This window comes from Mastigocladopsis repens PCC 10914 (assembly GCF_000315565.1).
Taxonomy (GTDB): domain Bacteria; phylum Cyanobacteriota; class Cyanobacteriia; order Cyanobacteriales; family Nostocaceae; genus Mastigocladopsis; species Mastigocladopsis repens.
On the sequence record NZ_JH992901.1, the window covers coordinates 4,681,077 to 4,699,666 of the forward strand.

16 protein-coding genes are annotated in these 18,590 nt (G+C 43.8%); 4 read left to right on the forward strand and 12 right to left on the reverse strand.

Annotation, left to right across the window (positions count from 1 at the left end; genetic code table 11):
• Positions 1-240 precede the first annotated feature (240 nt).
• The gene (locus MAS10914_RS0122845; RefSeq protein WP_017318275.1) at positions 241-1,455 is read right to left on the reverse strand and encodes a class I SAM-dependent methyltransferase; all 1,215 of its coding nucleotides are present in this window, start codon (positions 1,453-1,455) and stop codon (positions 241-243) included.
• Between the two features lie 116 nt (positions 1,456-1,571).
• Positions 1,572-2,756 carry an NAD(P)H-quinone oxidoreductase subunit H gene (locus tag MAS10914_RS0122850; RefSeq protein WP_017318276.1) on the reverse strand — a complete coding sequence of 395 codons (1,185 nt, stop codon included), beginning with the start codon at positions 2,754-2,756 and terminating at the stop codon, positions 1,572-1,574.
• 150 nt (positions 2,757-2,906) lie between these two features.
• On the opposite strand from MAS10914_RS0122850, the gene rsmH reads away from it, so the two are divergent.
• On the forward strand, positions 2,907-3,794 hold the full coding sequence (gene rsmH / locus MAS10914_RS0122855; protein ID WP_026082755.1) for a 16S rRNA (cytosine(1402)-N(4))-methyltransferase RsmH: 888 nt from the start codon (positions 2,907-2,909) through the stop codon (positions 3,792-3,794).
• Between the two features lie 20 nt (positions 3,795-3,814).
• Here rsmH and MAS10914_RS0122860 read toward each other — a convergent pair whose 3' ends face one another.
• Positions 3,815-5,140 (reverse strand): PAS domain-containing sensor histidine kinase, encoded by a 1,326-nt coding sequence (locus MAS10914_RS0122860; protein ID WP_017318278.1) that lies wholly within the window; start codon positions 5,138-5,140, stop codon positions 3,815-3,817.
• 175 nt (positions 5,141-5,315) lie between these two features.
• The gene (locus MAS10914_RS0122865) at positions 5,316-7,175 is read right to left on the reverse strand and encodes a CheR family methyltransferase (protein WP_017318279.1); all 1,860 of its coding nucleotides are present in this window, start codon (positions 7,173-7,175) and stop codon (positions 5,316-5,318) included.
• A gap of 913 nt (positions 7,176-8,088) precedes the next feature.
• Between MAS10914_RS0122865 and MAS10914_RS0122870 the strand changes: the two genes are divergently transcribed.
• Both MAS10914_RS0122870 and MAS10914_RS35825 read left to right on the forward strand, forming a co-directional pair.
• Positions 8,089-8,649 carry a hypothetical protein gene (locus tag MAS10914_RS0122870; RefSeq protein WP_017318280.1) on the forward strand — a complete coding sequence of 187 codons (561 nt, stop codon included), beginning with the start codon at positions 8,089-8,091 and terminating at the stop codon, positions 8,647-8,649.
• Between the two features lie 71 nt (positions 8,650-8,720).
• Positions 8,721-8,891 carry a hypothetical protein gene (locus tag MAS10914_RS35825; RefSeq protein ID WP_017318281.1) on the forward strand — a complete coding sequence of 57 codons (171 nt, stop codon included), beginning with the start codon at positions 8,721-8,723 and terminating at the stop codon, positions 8,889-8,891.
• Between the two features lie 227 nt (positions 8,892-9,118).
• Here the strand turns inward: MAS10914_RS35825 and MAS10914_RS0122885 are convergent, their stop codons facing one another.
• The 3 genes from MAS10914_RS0122885 to MAS10914_RS30860 all read right to left on the reverse strand — a co-directional run bounded on the left by MAS10914_RS0122885 (position 9,119) and on the right by MAS10914_RS30860 (position 12,098).
• Positions 9,119-10,171: a chemotaxis protein CheB gene (locus MAS10914_RS0122885; RefSeq protein WP_017318283.1), complete on the reverse strand. Its 1,053-nt coding sequence runs from the start codon at positions 10,169-10,171 to the stop codon at positions 9,119-9,121.
• Between the two features lie 349 nt (positions 10,172-10,520).
• On the reverse strand, positions 10,521-11,687 hold the full coding sequence (locus MAS10914_RS0122890; RefSeq protein WP_017318284.1) for an RNA-guided endonuclease InsQ/TnpB family protein: 1,167 nt from the start codon (positions 11,685-11,687) through the stop codon (positions 10,521-10,523).
• Positions 11,688-11,834: 147 nt separating this feature from the next.
• Complete coding sequence (locus tag MAS10914_RS30860) at positions 11,835-12,098, reverse strand: hypothetical protein (RefSeq protein ID WP_017318285.1); 264 nt, start codon at positions 12,096-12,098, stop codon at positions 11,835-11,837.
• A gap of 362 nt (positions 12,099-12,460) precedes the next feature.
• On the opposite strand from MAS10914_RS30860, the gene MAS10914_RS0122900 reads away from it, so the two are divergent.
• Positions 12,461-12,877, forward strand: a complete 417-nt coding sequence (locus MAS10914_RS0122900; protein WP_017318286.1) for a hypothetical protein — start codon at positions 12,461-12,463, stop codon at positions 12,875-12,877.
• A gap of 28 nt (positions 12,878-12,905) precedes the next feature.
• On the opposite strand, the gene MAS10914_RS0122905 is transcribed toward MAS10914_RS0122900, so the two are convergent.
• The 5 genes from MAS10914_RS0122905 to MAS10914_RS0122925 all read right to left on the reverse strand — a co-directional run bounded on the left by MAS10914_RS0122905 (position 12,906) and on the right by MAS10914_RS0122925 (position 18,508).
• Positions 12,906-15,059, reverse strand: coding sequence for a tetratricopeptide repeat protein (locus tag MAS10914_RS0122905; protein ID WP_017318287.1), 2,154 nt, complete (start codon positions 15,057-15,059; stop codon positions 12,906-12,908).
• A 263-nt stretch (positions 15,060-15,322) separates the two neighbouring features.
• A complete protein-coding gene (gene psb34, locus MAS10914_RS0122910; protein ID WP_017318288.1) occupies positions 15,323-15,502 on the reverse strand; it encodes a photosystem II assembly protein Psb34 in 180 nt (59 codons plus the stop codon).
• Positions 15,503-15,634: 132 nt separating this feature from the next.
• A complete protein-coding gene (gene thiO, locus MAS10914_RS36300) occupies positions 15,635-17,596 on the reverse strand; it encodes a glycine oxidase ThiO (protein ID WP_017318289.1) in 1,962 nt (653 codons plus the stop codon).
• Between the two features lie 198 nt (positions 17,597-17,794).
• Positions 17,795-18,145 carry a hypothetical protein gene (locus MAS10914_RS0122920; RefSeq protein ID WP_026082756.1) on the reverse strand — a complete coding sequence of 117 codons (351 nt, stop codon included), beginning with the start codon at positions 18,143-18,145 and terminating at the stop codon, positions 17,795-17,797.
• Between the two features lie 24 nt (positions 18,146-18,169).
• Positions 18,170-18,508, reverse strand: a complete 339-nt coding sequence (locus MAS10914_RS0122925; protein WP_017318291.1) for a 2Fe-2S iron-sulfur cluster-binding protein — start codon at positions 18,506-18,508, stop codon at positions 18,170-18,172.
• Positions 18,509-18,590 lie beyond the last annotated feature (82 nt).

The following is an 18,590-nucleotide window of genomic DNA, read 5'->3' on the forward strand; positions in this document are numbered from 1 at the left end:
GAGTAGAAAGAGTAGAGGGAGAAATGACTCCCTCATCTCCCGTAACTCGTAATTAGCCACCTGCCGCAAATGTCACCATAATCAGCACTGAAAGTAGAATTCCCGGAGTCAGTAGGGTTACTAGCGTTAACAGGTCATGAGGAGTCATAATTATTACTCTCCTGAAGTTATTATTTTTAATGTAATTACTGCTATGGTAGACCAATAATCACTAACATACTGTTAATAGCGCTTAACTTTTCACATTTGCATTTGGATTTGTTCTGGCACACTGAGTCCTTTCAACGGTTGTGCAGCCTCTTCAGTTGTCAGTCCTTTGCTCTGAACTAAGACACCAAACCCACCCAGTCCTAAAGGGTCTAAAAGCTGATGCAGGACATCCCGGCGATGCAGCAACTGTGAGATGGGTTGTTCTGTGTAAGAGAGGGCGGAAATTCGTTCTCCCAACCCTAAAGCCATCAAAAACAACGCTTGCTCCGTAAAACCAACTTTATCTAATCCACACCGCTCACCCCATCGTTCCAAAGCGGTAAAGTCAACATGAGCCGTTATGTCTTGTTCCCCAATATTGATATACGGGTCATTATGGCGCTGATGATGGTAATAACACTGTAGCGTCCCTTGCGATCGCCTTGGGTTGTAATAACGATTGGCAGAGTAACCATAATCAATAGTTAACAGGTATCCACGCTGCAAACGGTTCGCCACCAAACTCAACCAGTCCAAAGCGGCTAAGTTAACCTCGCTACGATAACTATCAGGGTAATCACTGATATTAATTTCCACAAGGTTAAAGTATTCCAAAAGCTTGAGTGTGGATGGCGTATCTGCAATTTCTACAAATGATGGTAGAGGAGTAGGGAGAGTGGGGGGAGATGGGAGGGTTTTTGACTCTTGTTGTGTTGTTACAAAAATCTCCCACAGTTTCCCTTGTTCGAGAACAAATTGATGCACGGGTAAAGCATCCACCAACTCGTTAGAAAAAAAGCAGCCAGTTATAGAGTGACTTGGTATCTCCTCTAAATCACACCAGCGCACAGAAAATTCTTGTAAGCGTTGCTGTTGTTCTTGCCTTAAAACAGGAGATTTTTCAACGATGACATAATCTAGAGCATTCCAAAAATCAGGGGACTGCTGCTGAATATATTTGAGGATATCCAAGGCTAATAGTCCTTGACCTGCTCCCATTTCTACCAAAGAAAATGGGACAGGTCGCTCTAAAATCTCCCACATTTGGACAAATTGCACCGCAAGCAATTCGCCAAAGTCAGCACCAAGGTGGACAGAAGTGAAAAAATCGCCTTGCTTTCCCAAGTTCACCGCCTTGGTGGAGTAGTAACCAAGTTCAGGGTGATATAACACCATGTCCATGAATTCGGCGAAAGTTATTCGCTTTTGGGAACTGGTAGCAATACGGTGTGCAATGACTTCACACAAAGCCGGATTGGAATTCATCATACTGTTGTCAAAGCAATAATGTAGAGACGTAGCATGCTACGTCTCTACGACAAAACCTGGTTTTTTAGCCCTAAGTCTGAATACTGAACCAGTGTTCTAGGAACGGAATTCTATTATCTATCTACAGAACCCATGATGATGTCGATACTACCCAGAATGACGACAATATCCGCCACCTTCACGCCTTTAAGTAAATGAGGCACAATTTGAACGTTATTGAAATCGGCTGCGCGAATCTTCCATCGCCAGGGGAAGACGTTATCATCGCCAATCAAATAAATTCCTAGTTCACCTTTGCCACTTTCTACACGGGAGTAGATTTCACCTTTGGGAATTTTGAAGGTGGGAGCAATTTTCTTGCTGACGTATTGGTAATCAGGTCCATCCCACTCGGATTTTTTCCCTGCTGCTAAACGCTTGGCTTCTAGGTTCTCGTAGGGACCACCGGGAAGTCCTTTGATAGCTTGTCTAATGATTTTTACAGATTCGCGCATTTCCCGCATCCGCACCACATAACGGGCGAAGCAGTCGCCGGCGGTTTCCCAATGCACTTCCCAGTCAAAGTCGTCGTAGCATTCGTAGTGGTCAACTTTCCGCAAGTCCCACTTCACCCCAGAAGAGCGTAACATTGGACCAGAAAGTCCCCAGTTAATGGCTTCTTCGCGCGAAATAGTGCCAATCCCTTCAACACGACGGCGGAAGATGGGGTTGTCAGTCACTAAGCGCTCGTACTCGTCTATTTTAGGTAATAGATAATCGCAAAAGTCCAGGCACTTGTCAACCCAACCATAGGGTAAATCAACCGCTACGCCACCAATACGGAAGTAGTTATGGTTGACCATCCGGTAACCTGTGGCGGCTTCCCACAGATCGTAAATCATTTCCCGTTCACGAAATTGGTAGAAGAAGGGAGTTTGAGCACCGACGTCAGCCAAGAATGGACCAAACCACAGTAAGTGGTTGGCGATGCGGTTCAACTCCAGCATGATGACGCGGATATAGCTGGCGCGTTTGGGGACAGGAATATTTGCTAGTTTTTCTGGTGCGTTAACGGTGACGGCTTCGTTGAACATTCCGGCTGCATAGTCCCACCGACTGACGTAGGGGACGTACATAATGTTGGTGCGGTTCTCCGCAATTTTTTCCATTCCCCGGTGTAAGTAGCCAATTACCGGTTCACAATCAACCACATCCTCGCCATCTAGGGTGACAATCAGTCTCATCACTCCATGCATGGAGGGATGGTGGGGACCCATGTTTAGCACCATTGGTTCGGTGCGGGTTTCTAATCTTGCCATAAAATCAGTGTTCTCCGGTCTTGGAAAATTTTAAAATTGAACCGTACAGCCGCAACAGAGCGCGGAGTTAGCGTTAAGTTGGAGAGAGGTTGGTCGTTGGTGGGTCTTGTTTGATGTTTCGTTTTGTTGCACTTATTCAACTATTATTATATGGAGCGTGAGATGCAGGGAATGGAGGCACAGGAATTTTTTCATGTGCCTGTGTTGAGTCGAGAGGTGATTTCGGGTTTGGCTGTCCGTCCCGGTGGGCATTATTTAGATGCAACGGTAGGTGGTGGCGGTCACAGTCGTTTGATTTTGGAGGCTGCACCGGATACTCGAGTAACGGCAATTGACCAAGATGAGGATGCTTTGGCGGCGGCGCAAAAGGTATTAGGGATGTTTGGGGAGCGTATAAAATTTATCTATAGCAACTTTGCTTCCTACGCGTTTCCTTATAGTCTGTTTGATGGTATAATTGCCGACTTAGGCGTTAGCTCCCACCATTTGGATACGCCAGAACGGGGTTTTAGTTTTCGTCGCGAAGCAAGTTTGGATATGCGGATGGATAGGGGACAACCTCTCACGGCTGCTGATGTGATTAATAGTTGGGATGAAGCTCATTTAGCAGATATTTTCTTTAAATACGGTGAAGAAAGGTTATCGCGGCGGATAGCCAGACGTATTGTCGAACGGCGTCCAATTCATACTACGACGCAATTAGCTGAGGCGATCGCTTCTTGTGTTCCCCCTAAATACCGTTACGGGAGAATTCACCCCGCTACCCGTGTTTTTCAAGCGCTGCGAATTGTCGTCAACGACGAGTTAAAATCCCTAGAAACTTTCTTGAGCAAAGCGCCAAACGCTCTTGTACCTGGTGGCAGAATTGCTGTCATCAGTTTTCACAGCCTAGAAGACCGCATCGTGAAGCACAGTTTCAAAGATTCCCCTTTATTAAAGGTGTTGACGAAAAAGCCAATAGAAGCACAAGAGGAGGAAATTGTCAATAACCCACGCGCTCGTTCTGCAAAGTTGAGGATAGCCGAGAGGATAATGTAGAGATGTGCCATGGCACGTCTCTACAATTGACTAACTTCGCGTGGTAACTCTACGCGAAAGGTTGAACCTTCACCCAGTTTGCTTTCAACTGTGATGGTTCCTCTCATTAAGCGTACCAACTTATCTACTATCGCCAGTCCCAAACCAACGCCTCCATGCTTGCGTGTCGTGGACCTATCAACTTGCCAAAATTCCCCGAAAATATTTGTCAACTCTGATTCTGGGATGCCAATACCTGTATCCTTAACCATGAGCGCTACTCGGTTATGATTAAGTTGTTGCACTTCCACAAACACGCCCCCGGTATCTGTAAACTTGATGGCGTTGGAAACTAGGTTCACCAGAACCTGCTGTAGGCGAATGGGGTCGTTGATAATTCTGGGGTTTTGGAGATTTGAGTGTAGAACCAAGGTTAAGTTTTTCTGTTCGGCAAGGCAACGTAGTTCTTCTGTGGTTGCTGTGACTAGTTCAACTATGTTAAGTTCTTGTAATTTCAGTTCTAGCCTATCTGTCTCCAGCCTAGAGAAGTCAAGTATAGTCTCGATGAGCGCTAGTAAGTGTTTGCCACTGTTGGCAATCCGTTCTACCATATCTCTTAATTCGGGGGGGAACAGATGGTAGTAGCGGCGCAACAGCAGCTGGGAAAACCCTAAAATTGAATTTAAAGGTGTACGCAGCTCGTGAGATAGAACTGACATAATTTGGGTTTTGATGCGTGCAACTTCTTGCAATTGCATATTCTGGAGTTGAATTGCTCGCAGTTTTTCTTCTGCTTGCTTGCGAGCAGTGATGTCCCGCACAAGCCAACGCCAAGCAGTGGGTTTGCCTTCTCTATCCCTGACAGTAGTTACATTTAAACTTGCATCAAATATATGACCTTTTCGCTGTTCTAAGCGAATTTCCCACTCCTGTAGTCGCTCTAGATCACACAACCGTAAAAGTTGCTCACGAAAGGCACTACGTTCTTCCTGAGGGATAAAGTTGCTCAAGGGTTTGCCTATCAGGAACTTTTTTGATATGTTCAGCAAAATAGCAGCAGCGCGGTTGGCTTCCAAAATTTTCCCGTAGGTATCTGTTACAAAATAGCCATCAGGGGCAAACTCAAACAATTCTTGATAGCGCAAGCGCTCTGCTTCTACCTGTTCCTGAGCAATTGCTAACTGCTCATTCTGCGCGCGTAATTCTTCCTCTGCTACACGTAATTCTTCCAAGGCGGTGCTAAGTTCCTCGAAAGCTTGTGACAACAAATTTTCTTGCCGCAATGGTGATTCGCTAACCCTATTTTGTAACAATTGGCTGCGCTGGCTTACTTCCTTTATTTGCTGACCAAACTTGTCCGGATTCACTGCTTACCTCTTGTGCGCTCCTCCACCCACCACGATACTTGTCGCGCCAATATCCAAAATCTATCTAGCTAGTTATTAATCTGATAATAACTCTAATGAGTGTTGGTTATTTCTTTAGGTTACTCTCTTCTGTCAAGGGGAGTAAAGCTTAAGGGCTAGGGGTTCCCTTTGAAGACTATTCCTCTTGGTCGCGCTCTTCCATGAGTAAAATCACTCCTTGGATCTCCGACTTGTTAGTTAATAACGGTGTACAAATGACTTGGCATTCAATTGCCCTACCCCGGCGGTTTCTGGCATTCAGCAGCATTTCATGGTATTCTGATTCCCCAGAAATCATTGCCCGCAGTGGCTGGATAAGTGGCTCTATGGGCAAACCAATATCCAAGCTCATGAACTGCTTGGAAAAAACTTCATCAGAGCGCAAACCCCACAAGTCTTCAGCTTTACGGTTCCAAATCAGGATATGCAAGTCGGGGCTGAGAACGACAACTCCGGCGCGGAGACTGGTGAGGATTGACTCTAAAAAGCTGTTGACTCGGTTGAGTTCCTCGCTGCGTTGGCGTAGTTCCTCGTTCATGGTCTGCAATTCCTCATTGGTGGATTGCAGTTCTTCGTTCATTGTTTCTAGTTCTTCGTTGGTGGACTGAAGTTCTTCGTTGGTTGTTTCTAGTTCCTCCACTGTGGACTGAAGTTCCTCGTTGGTGGTTTCCAGTTCTTCGTTGGTAGATTGGAGTTCCTCATATGCTGTTTCTAGCTCTTGGTTGGTGTGAACGAGATCCTGCTGTAGCTGTTTAAAACGGGTCACGTCGGTGAAAATGATTTTTAAGCCAAGCAGTTCATCGGTGTTTTCGTCCAACAGTGGTGTGATTTGCACGTCCAGATATCTGCTTTCGCGCTCTGGGTGCAACCATTCAATCTCTTTTAAAGTGATGGAGCGACGATTGGTGCGAACTTGGTCAATAGGCGATCGCAAGTCTACTGGTCGGTAGGAAAGTTCTAAATCTTGCAATGGGCGACCGATGTCTTTGAAATTGAGATTAAACAACTTTCGGACTTCGGCGTTGGCTAGGATGACTATGCTGTTGAGATCCACCACGACCTGGGCAACCGGATCAATCTCGAAGGCAGCTTCATAAATGCGGAGTTTGTCAACCATCTGTGGGGCAGCTTTCTGGCTACTAGAGTGAGCCATGTTCAGCAGCATTTCGCGTATATTGCCATTAGGCAGTTTGGTGAACACCCGTTGCCGCAAATCCACTGGTGTAAACGAGTGGTTGCGAGTAAACAACATTTCTGCTTTGCCCAAAAGCAGAAAGCCGTTGTTATTCAGGGCAAAGTGAAAGCGTTCAAGAATTCTGGCTTGGGTTTCGGTATTAAAATACATGAGGGTGTTACGACATACTAGCAGGTCAATCCTTGAGATAGGTGCATCCTGCATCAAGTCGTGACGACCAAAGATCACACCGCGACGCAGTTCTTTTTGCACAAGATAGTGACCATTGACTCGCTCAAAGTACTTGTCCAGTAGCTCCGGGGGAACATTCTGTACTTGCTTAGGGTTGTAATTTGCTTGGCGAGCATAGTTGAGGGCATCCACGTCTACATCGGTGGCAAAGACCTTCACCCGTGCTATGTATTGTTCCATGCCTAATGCCTCAGCCAGCAAGATGGCTATGGTGTAGGTTTCTTCTCCGGAAGCGCATCCAGCACTCCAAACCCGGATCGGTTTGCTAGTGTGCTTGCCTGCAATGATTTGAGAAATAATGTCATTAGCTATGTACTCCCAAGCCTGTGGTTCTCGGAAGAAGGTCGTGACGTTGATCAAAATCGTGTTAAATAGCTCAATAAACTCGTCCGGGTGAACCTCTAAGTAGTCAAGATAATCGCTATAACTTTCTACACCAAGGACTTGCATCCGTTTGCGAATGCGGCGGCTTAAGCTTGTACGCTTGTAGCCGCTAAAATCAAAACCACGGTTACGTTTTATGTATTCTAAAAGTTTCTCTAAGTCAGGATTGAGTTCCGTAATACTCATATTTTTTTGTAGATATATTCTTCGGGATTTTAGATTTTACTCTTGTTCCTAAAGCTTTTGCTTTGGAACGCATTCAAGAGGCTACAGTCTCCCTTCTGTAGATTATTCTGTCAAGTAAAGCACAGGCGCTAACCCCATGTTTTAAGCAAAATAGCAGCTAGAAAACCCCCTAAAGCTCATCTTCTAGCTCGACTAGTAAATGATAGAGAAAAAATCAATTCATATATTACCTAGTAATTCTACTTAATAGTTGACTATTAAAGCAGGTTGGATGAAAAATTTAAAGATAGTTTACTGAATAAAATTATTTTAAGTAGGAACCAGAATTATAGTTCAGTTAAATTGTGTATATAGCAGAACAAAGGCGTCGGGCGTCAGAATATGCCCTCCGTGTATGCTGCGCGTTAACGCAGTTCCGACCTAGGAGGCACAGAAGTAAAACAGTCGTTCTATCTAGCTTTAAGACCGAAGTTTTGTAACTCACTCATCCGCAAACCGCTGTAAGTTTTTCTAAAATTTTACTATCCTTGACATCTGAAGCTACCTGCTTTTGAAGCCTGCTAAATCCTTCAATTCCGAGGTTTTAGACAGAGGAAGCTTGTGAAACTTGGACGGTAAATGTAGCAAACAATCTGAAAAGTTTTGCGCGAATTACATTCACCCTGTAAATTCTCAGACATCCTCTTAGGACTTGGACAAGCCAGCCGATTACTTATGTTGAGACGATTCTAGGTCAGTTGGCATATACTGCAAAGTAGAGTAACTACTAACTACTATCTCTATAGTAAGAGTTATCAACCTATTAGAATTCTTTAACTACTATAAAGAAGGATATTTTTTATGCAGTTAACGTATACACTTAATAACTAGGATTATAGGATATTTAACTTTTATAGTATAACATTTTTAAGTTATGCAGGGAAACCAAAAAGAGTGTCAAGTTTCACAAGAGATAACCTCTGCTTATGAAAGATTATCGGCAGCCTTGATGGAGATACAGCTTTTGCATGAGCAGGTAGAGTTTTTGCGTGAGTTGGTAGAAAGCGAAAATCTCAATCGGCGGCACGAAGAGCAGAAACTGCAAGAATTGAAGCAAGAGTTAAAGATGACAAACCAGGAGTTGTCTACTGCACTTATGGAAGATAGGTTAAGTCTTGATGAAGCGAAGGAACTTGCTAGGATACTTTTGAAAAGTGAAAAATCTGCTAGAGTCTCTTTCGCTGAGTTACTCACGACTATCTATGGCTGTGCAGTTAAACCGGAGGAATTGCAACAAATAGATAGCTTAAATATGAAAACAGTTCCTTTGAAAAAGGATCTTGTCCGTGATATTTTTGCTAATTCAAACAAACTTAAACATCATTCAAAACAGCTTTCAAAACAGTATGAGGGGCTTGGGTGGCGGTTTATGACTATGAAAGATTTGTATAGTAAAATTCAGGCATATTGGACTGAATGTAAAACAAAACAATAATTATTTTTTTAAATTAAAGTTTAGATTAATTATTGAGATATTACCGCAATAAAAACCTTTGGAGATGAGTTATGTATCAGAGATTAAACAAACACGAGAAGTCATCGTCTGACGAACGGATGGAGATATCAAAGGATCATGTAGAGACATCAAAGCTTCATATCAAAAACACCAGGGAGATGATGGAAAAGTCAAAAGACTGCCTGGTGCAAATGAAGTTGCGCCTAGAAGCCCAATTTTGAAGTTCTCTAAAGTAGAACTCTTTTCAACACCTCGGGGTGCATAGGATCAGCCTAAATTTTCCTGTGCCAACAACATACTTTTTATTCTTAAGAAGAACTCAGTAGTCCTCAGCGAGAAACTCAGTTGGGCATCCCCATAAATAAATGCACGCTTATTTAAAAACAGGCGGCTCAGTTCCTTTTTACCGTTTATTATTCTGACTACTGAGTTCTGTGTTCTGAGTTCTTTATTCGTCATTAATCGCTTCTATGTCTTCAGAGACTTGAGCGCTATTCGCCTCTATTTTGACACTATTGCCCTTCAAAAGGACATCCCGGATAACAGCGGCACGTTCTTGAGAATCGTGCGCCTCCTCTTCTAATCGTTTGGCTGACAGATTTTGGTTGCGATCGCGCATTCGCGTAGCCATGCGACGTGCTAAAGACGATTTTTCCTCAAGTGCCCTCAGGGCAATCCACAGCGCATCTTCCAAGGCATCTGACTGCTTTGCCAGCAGAGTTTCAGCGGAGAAAGCGTGACCAGTGCGGCACCGGAACCGTAACACATCTTCTTTTGAGAGATCCCAGAGAGTACCACCGCAGTCAGGACAAGCGAAAGAAGATGGTTTACCAGGTCTGTGCTCGTTGTTTAGGACTGTCATATCCATTTCCGCCAATTCAGATTCAATTTCTATCTCTTTAGAAACAGGGTTTTCTGCTTCTGCTGGCACTGGCGTGTTAGCTAGAACGACCAAGGCATCTGGAATATCCGCCAGTGGCAGGATCTGATCAATGTCGTCTACGTTTTCGATCGCACTACGCGGCATTCCAGAATACATCGCATCATCGGGGTGCTGCACAACCGCCACACCACCTTGGATTTTTATCGCCTGCAGTCCCGCCGTGCCGTCGTCAAGCACACCCGTGAGCACCACGCCGACAACTCGCCGCCCGTAAGCTCGTGCAGCGGTGCGAAACAGCGGATCGATGGCTGGGCGATGGCTGTTCTCTCTCGGACCCCGCGTTAAGCGTATATATCCAGACTTCACCAGCAGGTGATAGTCTGGCGGGGCAACATAGATGTGTCCCGGATGAATTGTTTCGCCATCTGTAGCGTGTGACACTGGCAATTTTCCCGCACGGCTTAGGATACGCGGCAGAACACTTGTGCCGTGGGCTGGAACGTGAAGGACTATAAGTATTGCAGCATTCAGGTCTGGCGATAAATGCTTGACTAGATAAGAAAGCGCTTCAACTCCGCCTGCCGATGCTCCGATAACGATAATATCGTGTCCAGGCATTTTCTATGATTCCTCCTAATTGCAGCGGAGCAAAACAACTTACCGCCTATACAACCGTACCAGAATGGTGAAACTTGCTCCCCTAGCTTAGAGGGGATTTATCGAAAATTAAGTTGGCGGCAAAGGTTTTTTGCGCTGCAAGTTAATTGTCTTCAGCAGTTTTTCCACTTCCTTTGTGTACAAATTAATTGCCTGAATATGAACTCGTGTTGCATTTACGTGCGCCTCTACAGCCTGTTCATATAATTGACACTCTCACCGCTAAGGCTGGGCCTGTAACGGGAGATTCTTGCTTCATCCCCACTTAACTAGACTGGTATTACTACCAATCCCCGTCAGTACGAGTCCATCAAGCATTTTCTAATACCGTTTGCCCAACGGCATTTACACCACGATTTCTTATTACTTGAGAAGCAGCAACATCTCGATTTGTTGTGTATCCGCACTCAGGGCAATGATGTATCCTTACATATAGTGTTTTTTTGCCAATCAGCGCATCACAATTAGGGCAAGTTTGGCTGGTGTAGTTCTTATCTACTTTGCCAAAGTATTTTCCTCTCTTACTCGCTACGTAACTCAAGATATTGAAAAACTGACCAAATCCAGCATCTAAAGTATGTTTACAGAACATACCTTTAGCCCAGGTTCTGAAATCAATATCTTCAACAAATATTGAGTCGCCTTGGTCGCAAAGTTTATGTGCTGTTTTAAAGTGGAAATCCTTCCTAGTATCAGAAATCTTTTGGTGTAGTCTAGCTATCTTTGCGTTCAACTTCTTGCGATTGTTAGATCCTAGCTTCTTGTGCTTCAACCTTCTTTGTAGTAATTTCAACTTACGATGGAGGTGCAAGAAGAATTTAGGTCTAGCAATTAGCGTCCCGTCGGAAGTAGCTAAAAAACTTTCTAAGCCTACATCAATACTAATCGGATGCCCGTGAAAAGGCATATCTGGTACATTAACGTCTAGCTGTAAAGACAGCATGACAAAATACCCAGATGCTTTTCTAACCACCCTAGCGCGGCATACAGCAAATCCATCTGGAATTGGTCTAGATTGATGAAACTTAATCCATCCAAGTTGAGGTAATTTAACCTGATTAGCTTTCAGGATTTCTCCTTTTAATTGAGGAAAAACAAAACTTCTCATCCTGAAGTGTTTTTTTAATCTAGGAAATCCAAAATTTCGAGATTTCATATCATCCCAAGCACGATCTAAAGTTCTGAGAACTTGCTGCAAAACTTGGGCATTTACACTTTTTAATTCAGGATTAGTTTTCTTAGCCTCAGTTAATCTTTTGGCTTGAACATGATAATTAGGAAAAGGTTCATCAGCTTTAATGATGTATTCACATTCAACAGAGCAAGCATTCACTTTGCACTTACGAGAATTAACCCAATCCTTTCTTTCACGCAAAGCATAATTCCAGACTTTGCGACAAACAGTTAAGATATTTTCGATATCTTCAACCTGTTCTTTTGTTGGTTTGAGTTTGAATTCATAAGTAAGTGTAAGCATTCTCGACCTCCAGAATGTTTCTGTATCTTAGGGTTTTCTACACACGCTGTCAATCTGTGTAGAATTCTCCCTGCGGCCGGTTTTATACTGGTCGCAATTCATCTCACCGTCAACCCTTTGGGTGTGACGGGAGTCTTCTTGCTCCATTTAGATAGCTAAAGCCTGCTTTTTCTGATTTCGTTCCTCATCAGTGTCTTTTTCATCTTCGTTTTGAGCAACCAGAACGCAGGAAATCTGTTGCTCGGATTTTGTTAAGAAGGCATCAGCTAGAGTCACTTCACCGTTATCTATTCGCCTAGCCAAATTAAGTAAAGCATCAGCTAAGACAATTGGCACCCTAATAGCACGGGTACTCCCAAGTTTCCATGAAGGGGCTGGACCTCGCTTACCACATCGGGGACTTTCTAACATACGTTTACCTATACACATTGTCATCATAAACTTGTACAAGTTTAGAAAACTTGTACAAATTAAGTGTAAGCTAAAGATTATTCAAAAAAAAATAGCGACTTTACCGCTTCACAGATTAAGGGTAAGTACTGTGTCCAACTATCACTAGTACAAAAAGGTAGCTATGGTGAATACAGAAGACTATAGTGCCTATCAAAACAGCTTTTTTGTCATTTTTAACTGTTTAGTTATTTCTGCTGTGCTGTAGTAGTTAAAAAACCTATCTCGTATGTAAGATTGGGCAATAGTTACAAACTTTCTGAACAAGCACCTCAGTTTCTTGCTTTAGTCTTCCTAATTAAAACTTAACCAAGAACAAAACTATGCTTAACTCTGACCACAACGATAGGTTGAAACTCCAACTAAAGGTAGGTAAACAGAGGGCTGCTACTTTATTAAAGCAGTGCGTCTTAGAGGAATTTGTCTATCTGTTTCAGGATACGGGGCTTCAAGCGATGTTGCTTGAGTCTGAAATGGAAGTCATGGAACAAGTTGCTATAAGGTGGGTGAGTGTAATTGTTTACTACAATGACCTGGGAAAACGCGTAAAAGACGAAATCCAAGCGAATAGTGAGCAATGGACAGTTTTTCGGGATACCACAGGGGTGATTGAAGTTGAAGTATTTGCCCGCCCATTTACTAACCCGAAAAAGTGTATGACTCGTGTTGATTTGAAAGATTTAGGTGGATGGGATAACAGTCCTGTAAAATATGGAGTCCGACCAATCTTGATCTGGTAACGCAACAATCTTAAACGCTTTACTCTAATTACAATTTGGGCAGAATCTCTGGCAATAACTGACCTGGAACTTTAGACAAAGCCAAGTTTTGTCCTTGGATGCCTAATTCATTGTGGAAAGCGCGAATCGTTTTTATCACATAAGCAAAAGTTGTTTGATAAGCCTCTGGTTGCTTGCTCAGTCCATTTAAGGCTTGCAAATGATTGTCTAATGATGCTTCTAGGTGTTTAGAACGAGTCGCTTTATCGGCATCGAAATACTGGTCTGTTGCTAACTGAAAATGCGCTATTCCTAAATTATTGTGAGTAGCCAACACATCAAAACTCAAAGGCATACCATTGAGTGAGTGAGCAAGGGTCAGAGCTTCTTCATATGAACTAATGCATTGTTCTAACAAATTTTGCCGATCCTGCTTTAAAGTTTGTGCTTCATTGGCAAGATGCCAGTAGGCAGTTCCAAGATTATTTTGGGTAGCGGCGCAGGCGGGAGGAACATTCGCAGGAGTCCGATATTTCAGCGCTTCGCGGTAAGCATCAATAGCTAATGGCAGATTTTCCGCTGGCTGTTCGTATTGTGCAATATTCCAGTATGCCGTGCCGATATTGTTTTGAATCATGCCATACTTAAGCGGTTCTTCTTCAGGGCTGTAGTAAGTCAGCGCCAGTTTGTAAGATCCAATGGCTTTCTTGAGATGCTCAACAGGTTGATTGTATTGTGCTAAATGCCAGTAAGCTGTACCTAAATTATTCTGGCAAGCAGCATACTTTAATGGTTCCATCTGCGCTGTACGGAACTGGAGAGCTTCACTGTAAGCTAAAACTGCTTGTTGCCAGTTGTCCGCAGGGTTAGCAAAACGAGCTAAATCACCGTAAGCTGTCCCCAGATTATTTTGCACACGAGCGTAGGTTTCAGGGTGACTTTCTGGTGAAATGAGCTTCAAAGCCAAATGATAAAATTCAATCCCTTGCTCTATGTAAGCTTGTCCCTCTTCAGAATTGGGTGGTGTGCGATAAAGCATCCAGTAGAGTGTACCCAAGTCATTCAAGGTATCAGGCACTTGGGGGGAACTGTCATCATGGGTGATTGATTCTTGATAGGCAAGAATTGCCACCATGAGGTTTTCTAGGGTTGACTGTCCTTGCTCAATACGAAGGCGATATAAGTTTCCTAAGCGGTGATAAGCTGCTCCCATCTGGACACCTGAAGCTTGTTGTGAATGTAATTCCTCTATCTCCTCTAGAATTTGCTTCACTTGCAAGCTCTGGTCATCATCTTCAGCAATTGTTGTGTTAATAGTTCCCAGTACTAGCTCTGTTAACTCTTGGCTAATGTGAGATAAGCGCTCTTGCAATGGGGGTTCGCTTGTGCTTGCTTTATCCGCGAGTTCCTCTTGAAGAGGTTTGTTTGTTAAGTTTTCTGATTTTGATGGAGGAAACTCCTGCGGTTTGTGTCCCCGATTGACTGATCTCTGTGCCGGAAAATCGAAATCATCCGCAATGGCTGATTCTTCTAAAATGGATTTTTCTACATTGCCTAACTCTAAACTTCTAGAACCGGAAAAACGTTCTGGTGAGCTTTTATTTTGAGTTGTCGGTGTGGGTTCTCCGGCAAAAACAAAAACACCTGTACGGTAACGCCAAAACTGTGGTGCTGATTGCTGAATAGCATACAACCAAGGACGCGGTATCCACAACAGTAAGCTGGATTCAAACTTAGACAGTTGCTGCTCTGTTAAACGCAGATAGTGCAAAAATAACCGCTGTATTGCAACTGGTTGCCTCGTCAGCTGTTCGACACCCACAATCTGAAACGCTGGTATTGGTAATGGTCGCCCTGGAGCGTCTTTTGATGCCCCAACAATCGGCGGTGGATAACTAGACAACCATTGATTTATTTGAGCTATGGGATTAGGGTCGCTTAAATTCAGCCGTAATGTTACTAATCGCGGATAGGCTGGTGTGCTTGCTTCCTGCATATTTGATGGCTGATATAGCACTTGCCCAACAGGATAAGCCAAAGTTGAATGCAAACGCGCTGCCACCTGATTTCTCAGGTTTAAATCATCACACACCGCCAAAAAAATTTGTCGCCGTAAACCGAGACCGAGAGCAAGTTTCAGGCGGTGATACACTTGCCGATTCCAAGTAAAATTATCCGAGTGTGCAGTTTCATTTACGCTCATGGCGGCTAAAGAGCCAAAACGCAGTGGACATACCCTCTTGGGGTGCATACAGGTAGCCTGTAAATCTGACCATGACTACGACTTTCAAGTAATTGTTGCTTTGCTCAGGATAAATCGATTCTTTGTGGTTTCAAAGAATGAAAGTATATATTTATACTATAAATGAAAGAATTTTAATCTAAATAAAAAAAACAGGCTCCTATAAAACAGGGAACCTGAAAAAACTCAAAAATTTAATTTTCAATTTCTCAAAAAATTTATGATCAACTGACATTTGAGACAGAAAAAGCAACAAAAATTAAACCACCGACCAAAATTGTAGCAGTAATTCCTAGGATAATGTAATTTCGCTTTTGTCCCTCTGTTGGAGGCTCTGCCTTGTAAATTTTGGGTTCTTTAGCAAAGTTATTGAGACGACCGCCTTCTTCTGTGGTGTAGGGCATGAGTATAATTCCTTATGCTATTTCTTTATTTTATGTTACATAAACGTTATATTTGCTCTTAAAAGTAGGAGACAAATCGTTACATAGAGTCAAGAGTCAAGAGTTACTATGAACCATTGACTCTTGAGTGGATTAACCAGTAATCGTTCCCGTTAGGGGTGAACTAGCCATAGCGTAGGTTTTGATGGGCATTCTCCCGGCAAGGTAAGCCAGACGACCGGCAATTGTTGCCAAATTCATGGCACGAGCCATTGCAGCGGGGTTTTGTGCGAGGGCGATCGCGCTATTAATCAACAAAGCATCTGCGCCCATTTCCATTGCTTGCGCCGCCTCAGAGGGTGCTCCAATCCCTGCATCTACCACCACTGGTACATTGGCATTTTCAATGATAATTTGGATATTTGCAGTAGTTTTCAATCCCTGTCCAGAACCAATGGGTGCTGCCAAAGGCATGACTGTAGCACAGCCAACTTCTTCCAAGCGCTTCGCTAGCATGGGGTCAGCGTTGATGTAGGGCAATACTGCAAAACCTTCTTTCACCAGCTGTTCTGCTGCTTGTAGAGTCCCAATGGGGTCTGGTAGCAGATACTTAGCGTCAGGAATCACTTCTAACTTAACAAAGTTGTTATCTTCCTGTCCTAACAGTTTTGCCATTTCCCGCCCCAAACGTGCGACGCGAATTGCCTCTTCTGCAGTTTTGCAACCAGCGGTATTGGGCAACATCCAGATTTTTGTCCAATCTAATGCTTCGGCTAAACCTTCGTGTCCAGGGGCATTGGTTTGTACTCGCCGTACTGCAACAGTGACAATTTCACAACCGCTCGCAACAACGCTTTGCTGCATTTCCTCAATGCTGCGATACTTGCCCGTTCCTGTCATCAAGCGGGATTGGAAAGTTTTTCCGGCAATTTGGAGTGGTGAGTCTTCTAAAGTGCTGATCTCTAAGTTCTGAGTACTAAGTTCTGATCTGTGAGTTCTGAGTGTAGGGTAAGTAAGCATTGGGGTGGTAGATGACTTTGTGTGGAAGCGCGAGTAGTGGAAATGAGAGAGTAATGGGTCTGTTTTTTGTTCGAGAATCAAATCGGCAAGCAATGCTGCTGTTATCGGTGCCAGAAGAATACCATTGCGGTAATGACCTGTGGCAAAGGTTAAGTTTTCACAGGGGCTGCTGCCAAGAATAGGTAATTCATCTGGGGTTGCAGGGCGAAATCCCCACCATAATTCCTCTATGGGATAGTGCTGTATTTGGGGAAATAGACGGATGGCGCTGTGTAGTAAGGTTTGAATTCCTGCTGGAGTGTTGTGGGGGGTGAAGCCGACATCCTCAACCGTGGTACCAACAATAATTCGTCTGTCGCGCCTCGGTACGATGTAAATGTCCTCCCCAAACAAAACGCGTGTCAAGGGCAGATCCGGCAAAAATTCCGGCACTTTCACGCTGATCATTTGACCTTTTACAGGACGCAGGGGAAGTGGAAACAATGTGTTTGACCAAGCACCTGCTGCCAAAACATAATGTTGGGCGCGAAGGAGTCCAGTGCTCGTTTGTACGCCAACAACTTGCCCCTGCTGCTGTTGAATTCCTGCGACTGCAATACCTTCTTGAAGTTCAACACCAAGCGACTTAGCAGTTGCCAATAGAGCTTGTGCTAAAGCCCTATTGTCTACTTGTGCGTCTTCAGGATACAACCAACCTCCAACAACTTCTTCTCCCAGTCCTGGCTGATATTGATGAATAGCTACTTTTTCTAGCCAGTATGAAGAGGAGGGGGGGAAGGTTTCCTCAAGTCTATTTGTCTCCTGATAAACTGGAGCCAGGATACCGCAGGACCAGTAACCAGTATTGATGCTGGTGAATTCTTCAAGCTTGCGCGTCCACTCGGGGTATAAATACAGAGAGCGGCTGCATAACTCTTGCATTGCCTTTTGTTGGATTCTTTCAGCACCTGGTGCTAACATCCCAGCGGCAGCATGAGTCGCAGCGACGCGAAATTCGCGGTTGACAACTGTAACTTTCGCACCGCGTAATTTTAATTCAATGGCGATCGCCAAGCTGATGACGCCGCCACCAATAATTAAAACGTCACTAGTCATTAGTCAATAGTCATTAAGTTATTAAGTCAAGAGTCAATAGTCATTAGTCGATAGTCATTAGTCAAGAGTCATTAGTCATAAAAACTTGGACTTTGAAGTATGGACTTTGGACTAATAACTCGTAACTCATAACTCATAACTCATAACTCATAACTTGTAATTCATAGCTTGCAACTTGTAACTAATGACATACTACCACTACCACAAGGCTCGAATGGGTTCGTTACCCTGATTGCTTTCAGTAGGTGATTGATTGTTTGTTGGTTGATTGTCACTACCTGTGTCTTCTTGAACTTGGTCATTGTAAGAGTCGCTTCCCTGAGTTGTTTGGGCAACGCTATTCCTGTTATCGTTCGCGGGAGCATTACCTGCGGCAGTGCTATTAACATTAATATTAGCTGGGAGGACTTTTGATTCTTTGCCCCTTTGTGTAGGTGCAGGTGCCTGGGCAGTGTTTTGTCCGCCCATAGGAAAGCTAATGCCCAGCAATGTACCAAGCAAAATTGCCAAGCCTCCTGCCATGAGAATAAGTGGTGTCCATCTACCCATATTGTTTTTCTCCGTTTTAACCTTTTAACCTTCTGATGTCCAAACTATTTGAGAACCTTGTCCCCAAAATCCCTCATATTTTGTCACCTTCACATCGCCCAAAACCTTGGTTTGACAGGCTAAACGCAGGTCTTTTGTAGGAGAATGGGGAGGTAGTGACCGTCGCGCTTTGTCGCGCCAATTGGCTGTTGACACTTCACCTTCTACAAGAACTGCACAAGTACCACAGCTGCCAATTCCTCGACAGTTTATAACCTTAGCACCGCTATTGTAGAGGTCAACACCATTTTGCAGCAAGATTTGCCGCAGATTAGCTCCGCGTTTGCACTCAATTGTCTGACCTTGAGCTTGGATATTGGGCATTCGGGATGACTAAATTAGCTTTTTGTTGTATTGTAACAATTCATTTCGTTGTAGAAAAAGACAGAGATACTATATGATAAAC